Annotated in this window: 15 protein-coding genes; 9 read left to right on the forward strand and 6 right to left on the reverse strand. The window is 52.2% G+C overall.

Translation table 11 applies throughout. From position 1 onward, the window contains the following. Positions 1-172: 172 nt before the first annotated feature. Positions 173-2476, forward strand: a complete 2304-nt coding sequence (locus A3844_RS16830; protein ID WP_074108017.1) for a helicase C-terminal domain-containing protein — start codon at positions 173-175, stop codon at positions 2474-2476. Between the two features lie 52 nt (positions 2477-2528). Beyond that, positions 2529-3497, forward strand: coding sequence for a Gfo/Idh/MocA family protein (locus A3844_RS16835; RefSeq protein ID WP_074101990.1), 969 nt, complete (start codon positions 2529-2531; stop codon positions 3495-3497). Positions 3498-3586: 89 nt separating this feature from the next. On the opposite strand, the gene A3844_RS16840 is transcribed toward A3844_RS16835, so the two are convergent. After that, a complete protein-coding gene (locus tag A3844_RS16840) occupies positions 3587-4267 on the reverse strand; it encodes a CidB/LrgB family autolysis modulator (RefSeq protein ID WP_074087460.1) in 681 nt (226 codons plus the stop codon). Continuing rightward, positions 4267-4638: a CidA/LrgA family protein gene (locus tag A3844_RS16845; RefSeq protein WP_074087383.1), complete on the reverse strand. Its 372-nt coding sequence runs from the start codon at positions 4636-4638 to the stop codon at positions 4267-4269. Before A3844_RS16845 ends, A3844_RS16840 begins: the two co-directional genes overlap by 1 nt. Before the next feature lie 136 nt (positions 4639-4774). Between A3844_RS16845 and cidR the strand changes: the two genes are divergently transcribed. The 7 genes from cidR (at position 4775) to A3844_RS16880 (ending at position 14612) form a co-directional block, all read left to right on the forward strand. Then, positions 4775-5698: a cidABC operon transcriptional activator CidR gene (gene cidR / locus A3844_RS16850; protein ID WP_143192096.1), complete on the forward strand. Its 924-nt coding sequence runs from the start codon at positions 4775-4777 to the stop codon at positions 5696-5698. 109 nt (positions 5699-5807) lie between these two features. After that, positions 5808-6092 carry an aspartyl-phosphate phosphatase Spo0E family protein gene (locus tag A3844_RS16855; RefSeq protein WP_074087381.1) on the forward strand — a complete coding sequence of 95 codons (285 nt, stop codon included), beginning with the start codon at positions 5808-5810 and terminating at the stop codon, positions 6090-6092. 134 nt (positions 6093-6226) lie between these two features. Further along, entirely contained in the window at positions 6227-7627 is a 1401-nt protein-coding gene (locus A3844_RS16860) for a DNA-binding protein (RefSeq protein WP_074101989.1), read from the forward strand. A gap of 412 nt (positions 7628-8039) precedes the next feature. Beyond that, positions 8040-8426, forward strand: a complete 387-nt coding sequence (locus tag A3844_RS16865; RefSeq protein ID WP_083606900.1) for a MarR family winged helix-turn-helix transcriptional regulator — start codon at positions 8040-8042, stop codon at positions 8424-8426. Continuing rightward, on the forward strand, positions 8419-10179 hold the full coding sequence (locus A3844_RS16870) for an ABC transporter ATP-binding protein (protein WP_074108019.1): 1761 nt from the start codon (positions 8419-8421) through the stop codon (positions 10177-10179). Before A3844_RS16865 ends, A3844_RS16870 begins: the two co-directional genes overlap by 8 nt. After that, positions 10176-12089: an ABC transporter ATP-binding protein gene (locus tag A3844_RS16875; RefSeq protein ID WP_074087377.1), complete on the forward strand. Its 1914-nt coding sequence runs from the start codon at positions 10176-10178 to the stop codon at positions 12087-12089. Before A3844_RS16870 ends, A3844_RS16875 begins: the two co-directional genes overlap by 4 nt. Before the next feature lie 297 nt (positions 12090-12386). Continuing rightward, positions 12387-14612: an MMPL family transporter gene (locus A3844_RS16880; protein ID WP_074108020.1), complete on the forward strand. Its 2226-nt coding sequence runs from the start codon at positions 12387-12389 to the stop codon at positions 14610-14612. A gap of 139 nt (positions 14613-14751) precedes the next feature. Here A3844_RS16880 and A3844_RS16885 read toward each other — a convergent pair whose 3' ends face one another. From A3844_RS16885 to A3844_RS16900, 4 genes are all read right to left on the reverse strand, one after another. Continuing rightward, positions 14752-14970 carry a hypothetical protein gene (locus tag A3844_RS16885; protein WP_074108021.1) on the reverse strand — a complete coding sequence of 73 codons (219 nt, stop codon included), beginning with the start codon at positions 14968-14970 and terminating at the stop codon, positions 14752-14754. Positions 14971-14978: 8 nt separating this feature from the next. Next, positions 14979-15290 (reverse strand): antibiotic biosynthesis monooxygenase, encoded by a 312-nt coding sequence (locus tag A3844_RS16890; protein ID WP_074108022.1) that lies wholly within the window; start codon positions 15288-15290, stop codon positions 14979-14981. A 34-nt stretch (positions 15291-15324) separates the two neighbouring features. Continuing rightward, complete coding sequence (locus tag A3844_RS16895; protein ID WP_074087374.1) at positions 15325-16044, reverse strand: 3-ketoacyl-ACP reductase; 720 nt, start codon at positions 16042-16044, stop codon at positions 15325-15327. Positions 16045-16157: 113 nt separating this feature from the next. Further along, entirely contained in the window at positions 16158-17729 is a 1572-nt protein-coding gene (locus A3844_RS16900) for an FAD-dependent oxidoreductase (RefSeq protein ID WP_244169791.1), read from the reverse strand. Between the last annotated feature and the right edge of the window lie 186 nt (positions 17730-17915).

The following is a 17915-nucleotide window of genomic DNA, read 5'->3' on the forward strand; positions in this document are numbered from 1 at the left end:
ATTATGCAGCGCTGGGCGACGATTGTCAAAAATCAGAAATGCCGTATAGCCACCCGGTAAAGAGCAATTTGAAATGCAGACCTGTGAAGCCTGGAAGATTAACGCTTAATGGTGGTATACCGGAGGAAAAGGGCGGAAATAAGGTGGGGTTAGCGGTGGAGGAGGAAGAAACATGGACTGTGCAGAGGTATTTCTTTCGGTACGAACACTCGTGGAATATGCTTTCAGCAGCGGCAGCCTGGAACCGGGTTTCCGGAGCGGCTCAGCCATGGCGGAAGGCACGCGTATTCACCAGCATATTCAGAAGCAATATAAAGAAGGAGACCGCAAAGAGGTCTATCTCAAGACGGAGATTCCTTATGAGGACCTTCTGTTCATCATCGATGGGCGCTGTGACGGACTGTTAGCCGGAGAAGATGGCACTCTGATTGTAGAGGAGATCAAATCCATTGCCGGACCTCTGGATTCCACCCAGGAAGGGCGGGAGGTTCATTGGGCGCAGGCGTTAATGTATGCCTATATGATCACACTTGAGCAGGAGCTTGCTTCAATTGAAGTGAAGCTCACCTATGTTCTTAGGGGCAGCGACGAGCAGCGCAGCCTGTACCGGAAGGCTACCCGCGAAGAACTTGCAGCCTTTGCCGCTGACACGGTTGCAAGGTATGCACCTTATGCGAAACTGAGGATACGCCATGGGGCGCTGAGGGATGAGAGTATCCGGAGTCTGACCTTTCCCTTCCCGGACTATCGGCAGGGTCAGCGGCATTTCGCTGCCGCCGTCTATAAGACGGCTGCCGAAGGTGTGAATCTGTTCGCCCAGGCACCCACAGGCATCGGTAAAACGATGTCGACCCTTTTCCCGGCGGTAAAAGCACTGGGTGAAGGGATAATATCAGGTATCTTCTATTTGACCGCCAAGACGGTTACCCGGTTTGCGGCGCAGGAAGCGGTCCTGCTGCTGGTTGCCGGCGGTCTTCATCTGCATGCTATCACCCTGACGGCCAAGGAGAAGGCCTGCTTCCGGGAGGAATGCGGCAAGGAGGGCTGCCCGTTTGCCGAGGGCTATTATGACCGGGTGAATGCGGCGCTGCTGGACATGCTGGAGCATGAAACCCTGATGACACAGGAGATCATCGCCGGATATGCCCGGAGGCATGAGGTATGCCCGTTTGAGTTCTCGCTGGATGCGGCTTATGCCTGCGATATGGTCATCTGCGACTACAACTATATCTATGATCCCCGGATCAGCCTGAAACGGTTGCCGGAGGAACGGAAGAAGAAGACGGTGCTGCTGGTGGATGAGGCTCATAATCTGGTCGACCGGGGCAGGGAAATGTTCTCCGCCTCGCTGACCAAGGCGCCGTTTCTGAGCCTGCAGCGGCAGTATAAGACGGTAAACCGCAAGCTTGGTGCTGCGTCCAAGGCGGTGAATGCTTTTTTCATTGCGCTGCGCAAAAGCTGTAGTGAAGATGGAGAGGGACAATGGGCTGAATATCCTGAGGACTTGCCGCTGCTGCTGGAGGCCTTTGCCGCTGAAGCGGAATTAGAACTGCTGAGTCCATCCTCTTCGCTTGTAGCTCTGCCGGATGAAGAGGAAGACAGCCTGCTGGATACTTATTATGCAGTCCAGGGCATGCTGCGCACATTGAAGACTTATGACGAACGGTATGTCACCTACGCAGAGGTAAGGCGCGGTGATGTATTCCTGAAGTTGTTCAATCTGGACCCCTCGCATCTGCTGCAGCAGATGGCCAAGGGCTTCCGCAGCCAGATTCTCTTCTCTGCGACACTCTCGCCCATGTCTTATTACCGGGACATGATTGGTTCGGCGGAGGAGGATTATAGCCTGCGTGTGGCTTCCCCCTTTCACAAAGAGCAGTGGGAGGTGTCCGTGCTTCCGGTATCCACCCGCTATCATGACCGTGCCTATTCTCTGGTGCCGCTCAGTGATACACTGCGGGGGATGGCTGCGAAAAAGGGGAACTATCTGGTGTTTTTTCCTTCCTACGCGTATTTGCAGAACGTCTTCGAGGTGTTTACGGACAAGTATCCTGAGATCATGACTCTGGTGCAGGGGAGCGGCATGAGCGAGCAGGCGAGGGAGGAATTCCTCTCTTCGTTTCGTCCGGACAACCCGGAAACGCTGCTTGGCTTTGCGGTGCTTGGCGGGATTTTCTCGGAGGGTGTCGATTTGCCTGGAGACCGCCTGAACGGTGTAATGATTGTCGGCGTCGGCCTGCCGCAGGTCGGGCTGGAGCGCAATCTGCTGCGCGGCTATTTTCAGTCCCAAGGCAAGAACGGATTTGACTATGCCTATGTCTATCCGGGCATGTGCAAGGTCCAGCAGGCGGGCGGGCGGCTGATCCGCAGCGAGAGTGACAGCGGGATTATCGTGCTGGCGGATGACCGTTTCCTGCACCAGCCTTATGCGGACCTGCTGCCCGAAGAGTGGCGGGACTACCTTATCCGCACCTGAACGGGTATAATCTTTGAAAAGGTATACATCCAGATTTACGGGAGGTAAAATGATGACACTTCATATAGGGATTGTAGGAACGGGCTGGTTCTCCAAGGTGCATGCCGACCTGCTGGCAGGAATGGAGGATGTGAAGCTCCAGGCCATCTGCGGCAGCACTAAGCAAAAAGGCGAAGAGATGGCTAGTGCCTACAGTGCCGAAGGGTATGGGGAAATTACAGAGATGTTGGATGCCCACAAGCTGGATGCGGTGTACGTTTGTGTGCCTCCACAGTCTCATGGAACGATAGAGCGGGCGCTGATCCGCAGGGATATTCCTTTTTTTGTGGAAAAGCCTCTGGGCTCGAGTACGGAGATTCCGGCCAGCCTGCTGCAGGATATTAAGGAGCATGGACTCTTGACCTCGGTTGGCTACCACTTCCGCTATCAGGAGAATATTGCCCGGCTGAAGAAATTACTTAGCGGGGATAAGGTGGGGATGATTGTCGGACAGTGGATGGGCGGCATGCCGGGTGTAGCCTGGTGGCGCGATCAGGAGCAGTCCGGCGGACAATTTACCGAGCAGACCACCCACATCGTCGATCTGCTTCGCTATCTGGGCGGAGAGGTGACAGAGGTCTACGGCATGTTCGGCAACCGCATCATGCATGAGCAGCATGAGGGCGTAACTGTAGCAGATGTAGGGACGGTGTCCCTGAAGCTGGACAATGGCATTGTTGCGAATATCTCGAATACCTGCGTGCTGCCGGGTGAAGTGGGCCGGGTAGGACTTAGCTTTTATAATGACAAAGGACTGCTGGATTGGAATCCGGAGCGTCTGCTTGAGGTGCGCAGCGGCGACAGCCAGGAATATGCCAATTCAGGCAACCCCTACGCGGTGGAGAGCGAGGCCTTTCTGCATGCCGTGCGGACCGGTGACCGGTCGCGTATTCTCAGTGACTACGAAGACGGCTACAAGACGCTGAAGGTGACATGTGCAGCTTATGAATCAGCACAGAGCGGATTGCCGGTGAAACTGTAAGAACAGACAGTGAGTAAGCAAGTTCATGCACACAAAGAGACCTGACAGCTCTGTAAGTTGTCAGGTCTTGTGGCCCAAGCCGGGGCGGCCTAGTGGAGGAAAACCGCGAGGAGAGCCGGCGCAAGCCCTATGGAGAACAGCGCGGTCAGAATCATCGCGATACTGGAGATGGTGCCGGTCAGCGAACTCAGCTCGAAAGCCTTGGAGGTGCCCGTACCGTGCGCGGCGGTTCCCAGCGATACACCGCGCGCAATTTCGTTGTCAATGCGGAAGAGGCGAAGGACAGAAGGCCCCATCAGTGTACCCAGCACTCCGGTCAGAATCACGAATACTGCCGTAATGCTGGGAACGCCGCCGATGCTTTGCGAGATACTCATGGCGATCGGTGTAGTCACCGAACGAGGTACCAGACTGGTTGCCAGGGCGCCGCTTAGATGCAGCCATTTGGCCAGCAGCATCGAGGAGAGCACGGCCATAACCGTTCCTGACAGCACGCCTGCCGCAATTTCGGCGGCGTGCTTTTTGAGTACCTTGAAGTTTTTATGAAGAGGGATTGCAAAGGCGATGGTTGCCGGCTGCAGCAGATCCGAAAGCCATTTTCCTCCCGCATTGTAGGATTCATAGGGAATTCCCGTCATCAGCAGAAAGCTGATAACCAGCAATGGCGTGATGATGAGCGGGGAGGTATACATTTTGCCACTGGAAGCGTAGATTCGCTTCGCCAGCAGGTACACAGCGACGGTCAGTGCAAGCAAGAGCAGTCCGGTCATCATGAGCCTCTACGCTCCTTTACTTTAAATATGGCTCCCGTGAGCAGCCCTGAGCTGGCCATAACGGCAAAAGTGCCTACGAGCACAACTCCCAGCACTTGAAGGCCGTTTGCTTCGAGCAGCTTCGAATAATTCATAACACCTATAGCTGAAGGGATAAAGAACAGCAGCAGTTCGGCAAGCAGCCAGGAAGCGCCAACTTCTACCCAATTCAGACGGATGATACCGGATTCCAGCAGTGCGAATAAAAGGATCATGCCGATGATGCTTCCGGGAATGGGAATATGGAGATATGGGGTTAAGGAATTAACCAACATCGAAAATACGGTGAGTCCGGCTACCTGCAGCAAGCCTATGCCAAGCTTTTTCATAAGGCTTCGCTCCTTTCGTTCAGAGGACAGCGTGTGCTTTCCTTGTTACTGAAAGTTTACATCCTTTTCTTTCATAGGTAAAATGAATAGATTGAATAAGTGACATTCCATTTATCTATACATGGAGGCGAAAAATTTGGATATCCGCCAGCTGCAGTATTTTGTCCAGGTTGCCAGGCTGAACAGCTTCTCCAAAGCGGCAGAATCGCTGTACATCTCGCAGCCCACCATTAGCAAAATGATCCGGGGTCTGGAGGTGGAGCTGGGAGCCGACCTCTTTTACCGTGAAGGGAAGAGTATTCGTCTCACAGATGCAGGAGAGATCCTGCTGACCAAAGCGCAGAATATCGTGGAATCATTCGTTAACCTTTCCTCAGAACTGGATAGTCTGCGCAATCTGGAGAAGGGGCATATCCGGATCGGGCTGCCGCCCATGGTGGGTGCAAGCTTCTTCCCAGCAGTCATCGGAGAATTTCACCGCCGCTACCCGGACGTCACCATCCGCCTGCATGAGGACGGAGCCAAAAAGGTGGAGGATGATGTGGAGACCGGGCTGCTCGATATCGGTGCAATTGTTTTGCCGGTAAATACGGCGCTGTTCCACTGCTTCACCTTTGTGGAAGAGAAGCTGGAGCTGCTAGTGCCGGCAGGCCACCGCTTGGCAGGAGCCGCCTCTGTGCCGCTTCGGGAACTGGCGGAGGAGGAGTTTGTGCTATTCCGGGAAGATTTCGCCCTCCATGACCGGATTATTACGGAGTGCGTAAAGGTGGGCTTTCAGCCGAAGGTCGTCTATGAGAGCTCACAATGGGATTTGATCAGCCGGATGGTTGAAGCGGGAATGGGCATTGCCCTTCTGCCGGAGACCATCTGCCGGGATATGGACCGCACACGGATTTCTGTGGTTTCGTTGACCGAGCCAGTCATTCCCTGGCAGCTGGGCATGATCTGGCGCCGGGACCGCTATTTATCCTTTGCGGCACGCGAATGGATTCATTTTGCCATGGGGGTTCTGGGAGAACGTTACCTCCCGCCCGGAGAAGAGGGACGGTCGCTATCATGAAAATTTCACTTGTGTGATGATCGACATATTTTTCTTTTTTTTCAAAATATGTTTTTTGGCATCATGAATTATGATAAGGGAGAAGTTGATAGAGAGAAGGTGAGTAACCGTGAACCTTTACCAAAATTCTCCGGTTGAACTTGGAAAAGAATATAGAGAAGATGAGTTATTTATTACTATAGAGAGTCTTAGATGTGAATTGTTGGAGGTTGCTCAGGAACGCAGTCTCAGCGATCATGTAGTCCTGGAGCTCAGCCAACGGCTGGACGGTTATATTGTACTGGCCCAGAACAAAATGATGGAGAGTCTGCGCAGCCGCAAGAACACTGTGAACACCTTCGGAAAGAATACCAAGAGCCAGAGAATACGCAATAAAGCTGCGTTACAGCAGTAGTTTGTCCCGGGATAATAGCTTATGAAAATAATGGCCCCATTTTGTTCGGGTCATTTTGTTGTGCTTTCTATAAGCTTCACCTATAATGTCAATTAATAGAAGGTTCATCTTGAAATTGACGGAGGAGGTGCCGGGTGGAGGCAAAGTTGAAGACCATACGCTCTGAAATTGAGAAGCATCTGTCCCGCTCGGGCCATAATCTCGCTTCGTTTGCCAAGGTTTCCGGTCTGAACCGTGGAAGTCTGAGTGCAATTCTGCACGGGAATCCTCCTAAACCGATGTCTCTGGGGCAACTGGATGCAGTCACCAGAGCTTTCGGATTTCCTGAAGGATGGCTGTATCCGCTGTATGTGGACGAATGCTTCAGTGAGGAGCGGATTTCTCGCAGAAGAGTAGAACCTTTTTTGATCCGCTGTGCAGAAATCGGCAAAATGCATTGTGTCGAAGATGTTCTGAACCGGATTATGGAGTACCCCAAGCCACTGGATATCCTGTACTCCGTGGCAGAGAAGTTGTTTACAGGCGGGAAGATTCAGGAATCCCTGGTTTTTTACCGGATTATCGTAGATAACGAGCCGGATAGCTATTCCGAACGAATGGCTATTTGCCAATACCGCATCTTCAAGTCGCTAGAATCCATAGTGGATAAAGAGGAACAGCTCCGTGCGGTCATTACCTTTGAGCCCTATCGCGGGCGTCTTCCGGAGAAGATGCAGCTCGATGGACTGCTGAAGCTGGCTAACGTCTGCTTCACACTCCATAAGTGGAAGGACGTAGAGAAGTTCGCCGATGAATTGAGAGCGCTGGCCAATGGGATTTACAGGGAACAACTTCGGAAGAAATCAAAGAGACGTGAGGAAGAATTGGATTTAGAACGCCCCCTGGTCATCTATTATGGTCATGGCTATCTGGCTAAGGCAACCGCACTTACCAAACAAGGTAAATATGAGGAAGCGAAGAAGTATACCGCCGGATATGCTGACCTAAGCTGGTTTGAAATTTTGGATGATGAGGGACGGGAAGTGGTTAAGGACTTCAGCCTTTTTGCAGTAGCCAACAGCTTTACGCTGGAGATGATGATAGGCAATAAAGCGGCTCTTCCGGCATATTCGGCCTTCTTGGCCAACAACCCTGGTGAGATTTTGCCCGGATTGGTAGTTATTGTCGAGGCTGCGAACCGTTACGGTTTCTCTGTCGATAAAGTGCTTGCGCAGTTTTCCCGTGAAATGGTGCGCTTTGAGCAATTTATGGACCCTATTAATATTGACCGGTTATATCGTCTGCGTTACCAGATTTCGATGTACCTTCTGGACCGTGGGCAGTATAATCAAGGAGTAGAGACTATTCTTCAGTCTCTTCATTTGGCCATTCGGCTGAATGGTGCGGGCAACGTGATTGATTGTGTAACTTTATTTGAGACGTACAGGAACTATGCTACGGAACAGCAACAGAAGAAATATGGTGAAACCATAAGGGAGCTGAGAAAAAATGAAGAAAACACTGTTAACGGCATTCAGCGTTCTGGCATTATTTAGCTTTATTGTAATCGGACCAGGAGTGTCTAATGAAACTACGGGGTCAGCAGGCGGATCATTTACAATAATGGAGCATGGAATGGGTTATTAAGATCCGTTGCAGGTTGGACAACCAGGCACACAAAAAAACCGCCACTCCGGCGGTTTTTTTGTGTCTTTGATGTTTATAAAAGTGTTCTTCATTCCGTAATAATTGATAACGCATTCATGAATTGACAAAGTGCAGAACCAAAAATATAATTAGGTAACCTAATTAATATAGTATTTAATAATTTGGCAACCTAATTAAAATCGAGGTGGAAGCATTGGGATAAATCATGAAAATCCAGTCGCACACAAGCTTTTTGCCGCACTCCGGCAGTTGCGCAAAACACACTGGCAGCACACGGTAGAGGGCCATAAGCCAAGTGAGATGACTTTATTAATATCTATCGCAAAAAGATCGCATGAAGGTGCCATGGGACTGAAGGTTTCTGAAATCAGCCGTTATATGGGACTCACCCCCCCAACCGTCACACAGTTGATTAACAGCCTTGAGGCCAAGCACATGGTGGAACGAATGCCGGATGCAACCGACCGCAGGGTCGTGCGGATCAAGCTGACGGAACAGGGAGAAATGATTACCCGCAGGGCAAAGGATCACATGAACCAGACGCTAAATCACCTGGTGGAGTATCTGGGCGAAGACGAAAGCGACCAACTGGCGGAGCTGCTGCTGAAGGTGCGCAGATTCGTTGAGGACAATCCGCCGCCTAATTTGGACCGGTTACAAATGAACGGAGATGAGAAACTTGATTAAATTAATGAGACAATTGAAGCCCTTTAAGCTGGCTATCGCAGCCGTGCTGATCCTTGTATTCCTGCAGTCCATGGGCGACCTGTATCTCCCTACCCTGATGAGTGACATTGTTGACAAAGGGATTGTGCACGGAGACCGCAGCTATATTTGGAAAATCGGCGGATTCATGCTGCTGGTTGCCGCCGGAGGAGCTTTATGCTCCATCATAGCGAGTTACCTGTCGGCCAAAGTTGCCGCCGGGTTCGGCAAGAATACCCGTTCACGGATGTTCAATCATGTGGAGAACTTCACCCTGCATGAATTTGACAAGCTGGGAACAGCCTCACTGATTACACGTACTACCAATGATATTACACAAGTACAAACCGTACTGACAATGATGCTCCGCATGATGATCGGTGCCCCGATGATGATGATCGGCGGGATCATCATGGCGGTATCGGAGGATGCCAAGCTTTCCCTGATCTTTGTGGTCGTTATTCCGCTGCTGGTGGGTGCGATTCTCTTCATAGGGATGAAGGGTCTGCCACTGTTCAAAGCGATTCAGGTCAAGCTGGACAAATTGAACCGTGTGCTGCGCGAGCATCTGACCGGTATCCGGGTGATTCGTTCCTTTAACCGGATCAATCATGAGAACGAGCGGTTTACCGAAGCCAACAAAGATCTCACGGATACGGCCATCAAGGTTAATAAAATCATGGCAGGTCTAATGCCTCTGATGATGATTGTCATGAACTTCTCGATGATTGCCATTCTGTATTACGGCGGCATCCGGATTGGGGACGGAGATTTGCAGGTCGGCTCGCTGATGGCTTTTATTCAATATGCCATGCAGATTATGTTCTCCCTGATCATGGTCTCCATGATGTTTGTGCTGATTCCCCGGGCGTCCGCTTCTGCGCTTCGTATTAACGAGGTGCTGGATATGCAGCCCGAAATTACAGATCCAACCGCTGGACAGCTCCAAACCACTGCCAATGCTACCCGCAAGGATGGACGGGACAACATGCATGGCTTTGTTGAATTCGATAATGTATCGTTCTCCTACCCTGGTGCCGAACAGCCAGCACTCTCAGGCATCAGCTTCAGTGCGAAGCCCGGTGAGATTACGGCGATTATCGGGGGTACAGGTTCAGGTAAATCTACTCTGCTCAGCATCATTCCGCGGTTCTATGATGTAGACGAAGGCGCAGTGCGTGTAGATGGCGTCGATGTGCGGGACATGACACAGGAGGAATTGCGCAGCAAGATTGGCTATATCCCGCAAAAGGCTGTACTGTTCACGGGTACGGTTAGTGAGAATATCCGCTACGGCAAAGAAGATGCTACAGACGAAGAAATTGTCCATGCGGCCAAAGTCGCCCAAGCTTTCGACTTCATCTCCGCCATGAAAGACGGCTTCCATTCCGAAATTTCCCAAGGCGGGGGTAATGTCTCCGGCGGCCAGAAGCAGCGTCTATCGATTGCGCGTGCATTGGTAAGAAAACCTGAGGTGTATCTGTTCGACGACAGCTTCTCGGCGCTTGACTTCAAGACGGATGCCAAGCTGCGGGCCGCACTCAAAGGCGAGACTACGGATTCGACCGTAGTGATTGTTGCCCAGCGGGTCAGCACGGTTATGGATGCTGACCGGATCATTGTAATTGATGACGGCCGGATTGCCGGAATGGGCACACACCGCGAGTTGCTGGATAACAGTGAAGTGTACCGCGAGATCGTATCCTCGCAGCTGTCAGAGGAGGAAATAGCATGAGTGAACAGAATAGTGCAAGCAAATCAGCTCCCCGCCGGCAAGGCGGTTTCGGCGGCGGCCGCGGTCCTGGTGGCCCGGGCGGTCCGGGTATGGGACTGCCTCCTGAAAAGGCCAAGGATTTTAAAGGAACGCTGCGCCGTCTGATCCGCTATCTGCGGCCGCGTCAGATGCAGCTCATTATCGTATTTGTTATGGCGATTGCCAGTACAGTATTCAGTATTTTCAGTCCCAAAATCATGGGTAAAGCGACGACCAAATTGTTTGAAGGCGCATATGGCAAGCTGATGGGCGTGCCGGGTGCCAAGATTGATTTTGGCTATATTAACGATATTCTGATTATTCTGGGCGCTCTATACCTGTTCAGCGCATTGTTTAGCTATATGCAGCAGTATGTGATGTCCGGTGTGGCGCAAAAGGTTGTTTTTGATATGCGCGAGCAGATCAACAGCAAGCTGGAACGGCTGCCGCTGAAATATTTTGATTCCCGTACCCACGGGGAAATTCTGAGCCGCGCGACCAATGACGTGGACAATATCAGCACTACGCTGCAGCAGAGCTTGACGCAGCTCATTACGGCCATTGTGACGATTATCGGGGTCATTATTATGATGCTGACCATCAGTCCTTGGCTTACCCTGATCACCATAATTACGCTGCCGCTGAGCTTTGTGGTTATCATGGGGATCAGCAAACGTTCACAGACCTACTTTATCGGCCAGCAGAAATCGTTGGGCCAGTTAAACGGGCATGTGGAGGAAATGTACACGGGTCACCGTATCGTTAAGGCTTTTGGACGCGAGAAGCACTCGCTGGGTGAGTTCAATAAAATTAACGATTCACTCTATGACTCCGGCTGGCGGGCACAATTCATCTCTGGGATTATCATGCCGCTGATGATGTTCATCGGGAACCTGGGGTATGTGCTGGTCTGTGTGGTCGGCGGTATTTTTGTCACCAAGAAGATTATTGATGTCGGAGATATTCAGGCATTTATCCAGTATTCGCGCCAGTTCACTATGCCAATTACGCAGACGGCCAACATTGCCAACATTATCCAATCAACGATTGCCTCGGCAGAGCGTGTATTTGAGCTTTTGGATGAAGAAGAGGAGATTCCTGAAGTCAGTACTTCCCTGGCCAAACGTCCAGCGGATGCAGAAGAGGGTTCGGTTGAATTCCGTCATGTGAAATTTGGCTACAAAGAAGATGCCATTCTTATTGAAGACATGAATATTGAAGTCAGCCCCGGACAGACCATTGCTATTGTAGGACCAACCGGTGCCGGCAAAACCACGCTGATTAACCTGCTGATGCGGTTCTATGAAATCAGCGGCGGTGAGATTATCATTGACGGTGTGAATATTACCCATATGAAGCGCAACGAGCTGCGCAGCAAATTCGGGATGGTGCTTCAGGATACGTGGCTGTTCAACGGGACCATCAGTGAGAATATCGCTTATGGACGCGAAGGGGCTACGGAAGCCGATGTGGTGCGGGCTGCTAAGGCAGCGCATGCCGATCATTTTATTCGTACACTGCCGCTGGGCTATAACACCATCCTGAACGAAGAAGCGTCCAATATCTCGCAGGGGCAGAAGCAGCTGTTGACCATTGCCCGGGCAATTTTGGCCGATCCTTCCATTCTGATTCTCGATGAAGCGACAAGCAGCGTCGATACACGGACCGAAGTGCAAATTCAGAAAGCGATGAATACGCTGATGAAGGGCAGAACGAGCTTTGTCATCGCCCACCGTCTGTCCACCATCCGTGACGCTGACCTGATCCTCGTGATGAACCAGGGTAGTGTCATTGAAAAAGGCACTCATGTGGAGCTGCTGGAAGCAGGCGGGTTCTACGCCGATCTGTACAACAGCCAGTTCTCCGATGAAGGTCTACCGGATGTAGGCTAAGCACTCATAATATAGACGAATAGTTTCATCAGCTGCGGCAGTTGCCGCACGAGAGGCTCCTCCTTCCAGCAGGCTAGTGCTTGCTGGGAATGGGGGGCTTTTTGATGTGCACACAAATGACAAAAAACATCTGATCCAGCACAGAGCCTGCAGTTAAGTATAGAGATATAGGCTATACACATATGAATAATGTGTTCTTTTGAAAAAAAGGTTTGATTAAAATTTTTAGGGTATATATGATAAAGGTAACAAAAATGACCCGCGGTTCATTTTGGGGCTGGTGGGTACGAAGAGAGGATGAAAGGAATGTCAGGCTACGGAAAATGGGTGGCAGGCAGTAAGACCAAATGGATTACTCTTGTTGTCTGGATTGCGGTCATAGGAGCACTCACCATGTTATGGCCTTCAGTGAACTCACAGGAGCAGAACAATGCGTCGAACTTGCCTGGGGACTCGCAGTCGGTGCGTGCGTCTGTGGTTGCAGAAAGGGAGTTCCCGGCCGGCAGCGGCGTTCCTGCCTTGCTTGTATGGCATAGGGAAGGCGGAATGTCTGAGAAGGACCTGGTACATATCACCACTATCTACAGCAAGCTTGAAAAGCAGCCATTGGCACATCAGAACTACGTTCCCCCGCTGGGACAGCTGCCGCCGCAGGCGCTGAAGGCTTCGTTGTCAGAGGATGGCAGCACGCTGGTCACACCTGTGTTATTTGATAAGACGGCTGACAGTGACCAACTCAGTGATGCTTTAACAGCATTGAAAAAGATTATAACCGCAGAAACGGGCGGCGACCCGGCTGCGGCGACGACAGACAGTAAGGATTTGAGCCTTCGGGTAACGGGACCGGTAGGGATTTCCGTCGATGCCACAGGACTGTTTCAGAACGCCGACGTATCCCTGCTGATCGCAACGGTTGTGCTGGTGCTGGTGTTCCTGCTGCTGATCTACCGTTCACCAATTCTGGCCTTGATCCCACTGGTAGCGGTAGGCTTTGCTTATGGAGTTACCAGCCCTGTGCTCGGTAAAATGGCCCAGGAGGGCTGGATCACCGTGGATTCCCAGGCTATTTCCATTATGACTGTGCTGCTGTTCGGCGCAGGTACGGACTATTGCCTGTTCCTGATTTCCCGGTTCCGTCAGATGCTGAAGGTGGAGGAGCATAAGGGCCACGCCTTGTTGCGTGCGATCACCCATTCCTCCGGTGCGATCGCGATGAGCGGATTTACCGTTGTGCTGGCGCTGTTTGCGCTGCTGCTGGCCAAATATGGCGCGTACCACCGGTTTGCGGTTCCGTTCAGCGTCTCGATTCTGATCATGGGGATTGCCAGTCTGACACTGGTACCTGCTCTGCTGGCGATCTTTGGCCGGACATCCTTCTTCCCGTTCATTCCGCGCACTCCGCAGATGGAAGCCGCCCGGGCCAAGGCCAAAGGCAAGCCGGCTCCGCAGCCCAATCCGACGCGTAAAAGAGGAATCGGCGATCTGGTTGTTTCCCGCCCCTGGGCGATTGTTGGCATAACGGTGGTCCTTCTGAGTGTCCTCGCGTCCTTTTCCAGCGGGATCAAGTTTACTTATGATATCCTCTCATCCTTTCCGAAGGATATGGAGTCGCGTCAGGGCTTTGACCTGATCGGCAAGCAGTTCTCTCCCGGTGAGCTGGCTCCGGCCAAGCTGATGATTGATACACAGGGCAAGGTGAACGGAGAGGATATCAAGGTTGTCCTTGGCGGCATTTCTTATATCGATAAGGTATCCGATCCGCAGCAGGGGGCAGTTAACAAGAATATTCTCGGCTATGATATTGAATTCAAGAGCAATCCGTATTCCCTGGAAGCCATGAATCACATTCCTGCGATACAGGCATCTACCGAGCAGGCACTGGCTGAATCCGGTCTGGACCATGCCAAGGACAGCGTATGGATCAGCGGACAAACGGCTACCCAATACGATACCAAAGAAATCGGAGAACGGGATACGGATCTGATTATTCCCGTCGTGATCGGGATGATTACCATACTGCTGTTAATTTATCTGCGGTCTGTGGTAGCGACAGTTTATCTGGTAGCCACTGTAATCCTGTCCTTCTTCTCTGCGCTAGGACTGGGCTGGATTATTATTCATTATATGATGGGGGCAGACGCCATACAGGGGGCGATCCCGCTGTATTCCTTCGTGTTCCTGGTTGCGCTTGGCGAGGACTACAACATTTTCATGATCTCGAACATCTGGAAAAAGCGTAAGGTCATGCCGCTGAAGCAAGCCATTGCCGAGGGCGTAAATGAAACCGGATCGGTTATTACTTCAGCCGGGCTCATTCTGGCCGGAACCTTTGCGGTACTGGCCAGCCTGCCGATTCAAGTGCTGGTGCAGTTCGGCATCATCACCGCCATTGGGGTGCTGCTGGACACCTTTATAGTCCGCCCGTTCTTGGTGCCGGCGATTACTGTACTCTTGGGCCGCTGGTCCTTCTGGCCTGGCAAACACAAGGAGCTGGATCGGACGCTGTCTGTGAGCGAGGTTTGATAAGTACCTGAACATATTGGGAGATGGGGGTCAGGGAGCCTTAAGTAAGGCGTGACCCGGCATCTCCGATACTATTGGATAACAACAGGGATGCCTTGCTGAACCGTATAGGTCAGCGGGGCATCCCTGTTTAGGTAGCTTAAATAACGGCAGAAACGCCGTTATTGGGCGCGCCGCTGCCGGAATTGAAGCCAATAACGGCAGAAACGCCGTTATTGGGCGCGCCGCTGCCGGAACTGAAGCCAATAACGGCAGAAACGCCGTTATTGGGCGCGCCGCTGCCTCCGCAGCGAAGGCGTTTCTGCAGGCCACTCCCGGTTTCTGCGAGATGAAGTCTGATCCGCGCTCCTTCCACCACCCGGAAGCTTACTCTCCTTGCGTACGGCTGAGCAGCAGCTCGTATTTGTCGAGCGAGGCTTCAATAATGTTCTCGTTCTTGCCGGCGCCGCGGTGAGATTCGCGGAAGGACGGGCTGGTGGTCCAGCCCTTGAGGGCGTCCTCATCCTCCCAGGTGGTGCATATTTTCAGTTCTTCTACACCGTTCTTGGGCGCGCCATGCCATACCTCCAGGCGGATGAAACCAGGCATGTCCTGTACGCCATTAGCTTGGCCAAAGCGGCTGGCCAGGCCATCTCCATGGCCTTCTTTTACCTTAATGGTATTCGTTACTACGATCATGTCCAGTCCTCCTTCGAAAGGTTAACTCCCCTGTTTACTGCGGATTAGTAGTCCATATCCCTGCAGTTTTCAGGAAGACGCGGTCCGGCAGCTTCAAGGCGGCCAGCGTTAGCTCGGCTACATCCTCAGGCTGCATCATCCGGTCCTCGTCGCCGATCTTCAGTCCTGCATTCTCCGCCAGTCCGGTGTTAACGGTGCTTGGGGTAAGTGCAACCACTCGGATGTTATGCTTACGGACTTCCTGTGCCAGCGCTTCAGTCATACCCATGAGCGCGAACTTGGAAGCACAGTAGGCTGAGCCGGTGGCAAAGCCACGCTCTCCGGCTGTGGAGGAGATGTTGATGATATTGCCGCTGCTGCGCTCAATCATGGCCGGCAGAGCTGCCCGGGTCACATAGTAACTGCCGAAAAGGTTGATCTGCATATGGCGTTCCCAATCTGCTGGGTCCATCTCCAGAAAAGTACCAAACTTGGCGATACCCGCATTGTTGATCAGCGCATCGAACGCACCAAGGTCATTCTGCAGGGCAACTACGGCCCGCTCTGCTTCCTCGCGCACAGCAATGTCTGCCACTGCAATGCTTACCTTGACATCATACACTTCGGTCAGCGCCGATCTCAGCGCCTCCAGATCAGCCGCTGTTCTGGAGATCAGCCCCAGATTTGCGCCTTCTTTGGCCAGTGCCATAGCCAGAGCTTTGCCGATCCCTTTGCCGGCACCGGTAATGACAATACTTTTTCCTCTCAAATCCATGATCTAACGTCACGCTCCTTTGCAATGCTTATTAATAGGGCTGCTATTCAGCTCCCATTATACCCGAGCGGGAAGGGAGAATCACGTCTCAGACAGGAGGGGTCTGCTTCAGCTTACTCCCCGGACTCCAGCCTGGTGAGCGGAAGTGTCGCCGGACCTTCCAGCACCTCTCCTTCAAAAGAGAAGCGGGAGCCGTGGCAAGGGCAGTCCCAGGAGCGTTCTCCCTCGTTCCACTCCGTTTCGCAGCCCATATGAGTGCAGGTTCTATCCACCAGATGCAGATGTCCCTCAGGATCGCGGTAGGCCCCAACGCGCTTGCCGTCATGAAAGACGACTGCACCTTGATCCGGCTTCAGATCATGCGTCTTCTTATGGATAATCTCTACTTTGCCTGCGACCAGCTCCTTGGCGACATTGGCGTTCTGGACGATGAAGTTTTTGATCGAAGGCCGGGGCTTGAAGCGCGAGGGGTCATACAGTTCTGTGTACGGATTGCTGTGCCTCTGGATGCCGTCTGCGATCAGGCGTGCTGCCAGGGTTCCGGTGGTCATGCCCCATTTACGGAAGCCGGTGGCGATATAGATTTCCTCATCCTCGGCTGTTTTGCCGATATAAGGCACACGGTCCAGAGTGACCAGGTCCTGGGTCGACCACCGGAAGGGAATACCCCGGATGCCCAGTAGCTCCCCGGCGAACTTCTCCAGATTCTCATAATGGCCAAAGGTGCAGATGCCTTGTCCGGTTTTATGGTTGTCACCGCCGACAATGACCAGCTTTTTGCCATTCCATTCCACTGCCCGCAGAGAACGGGCGGGAGTTCCGGCACTTAGATACATTCCACCCTCATAGTCGGTTTCCGGATCAATAGCCAGACAGTAAGAGCGCTCCGCATGCAGACGGGAGAAATATAGGGCCCCGCCGTCATAAAAAGGAAAGTGGGATGCGGACACGGCATGTCTGCAGCTGATGGTAAGCTTTCCTTGTTCTGTATGCAGTGTAAGCATGCCACCATCCTTGTTCACTTGTTCTCCAATCATCGTATGCTCGTAGATCATCCCGCCCTTATCCACAATAACGTCCAGGAGTCCCTTAAGATAGTGGAGCGGATGAAAACGGGCTTGGCCCGGAAGCTTAATGGCACCGTCCACGCTCAGGGGAAGCGAAATATGATCCTGCCATTCACCCGGAAGTCCGATCTTGCCATAGGCCTCGAACTCCGCCTCCAGCTGCCTCAGCGTCTTCTCATCCCCCTTGTCGGCATAGAGATAAGCTGTTTCGCGTGTAAGTCCGCAGGACAGGTTCAGTTCTTGCGCCGTTTGGATGATCCATTCCAATGCCTCACTGTTTGACTGGAAATAGAGCCGGGCTGCTTCTTCCCCGAAATCCTTGACCAGATCATGATAGATCAGTCCGTGCTGGGCGGTGATTTTGGCGGTTGTAAATCCGGTAGTCCCGGCAAAAAGTTCTCCCGCTTCCAGCAGCGTCACCTTATATCCTGCATTGGTCAGCAGGTAGGCGGTGGTAATCCCGGTAATTCCGCCACCGACAATCGCAACATCGGTATCGTGGTTTTCTGCAAGAGGTGGAAAGGAAGGTATCTCGCTGCTGGCTCTCCAGAACGATTGCGGAAATTGTGGAAGACTTTGCGGGAACTGTGGTGTGCTGTTCATCCTATTCTCCTTCATGTTAATCTCCTCCATCACTGTAAGACTCATTTCATTTATTACCACACTCCCGTCAAAAGAAACCCTGGTGCAGGGGGGGGATGCCTGATGAAAGTAATGCGCGCGGTATTTCTGCATGCTGACCTGACGGATTGACTATGTCATCCTCTGGATTTATACTTGATCTAAAAACAAATTAGAGGATGA

Origin of the sequence: Paenibacillus helianthi (assembly GCF_001909055.1) — a bacterium.
GTDB classification, from domain to species: domain Bacteria; phylum Bacillota; class Bacilli; order Paenibacillales; family Paenibacillaceae; genus Paenibacillus_AQ; species Paenibacillus_AQ helianthi.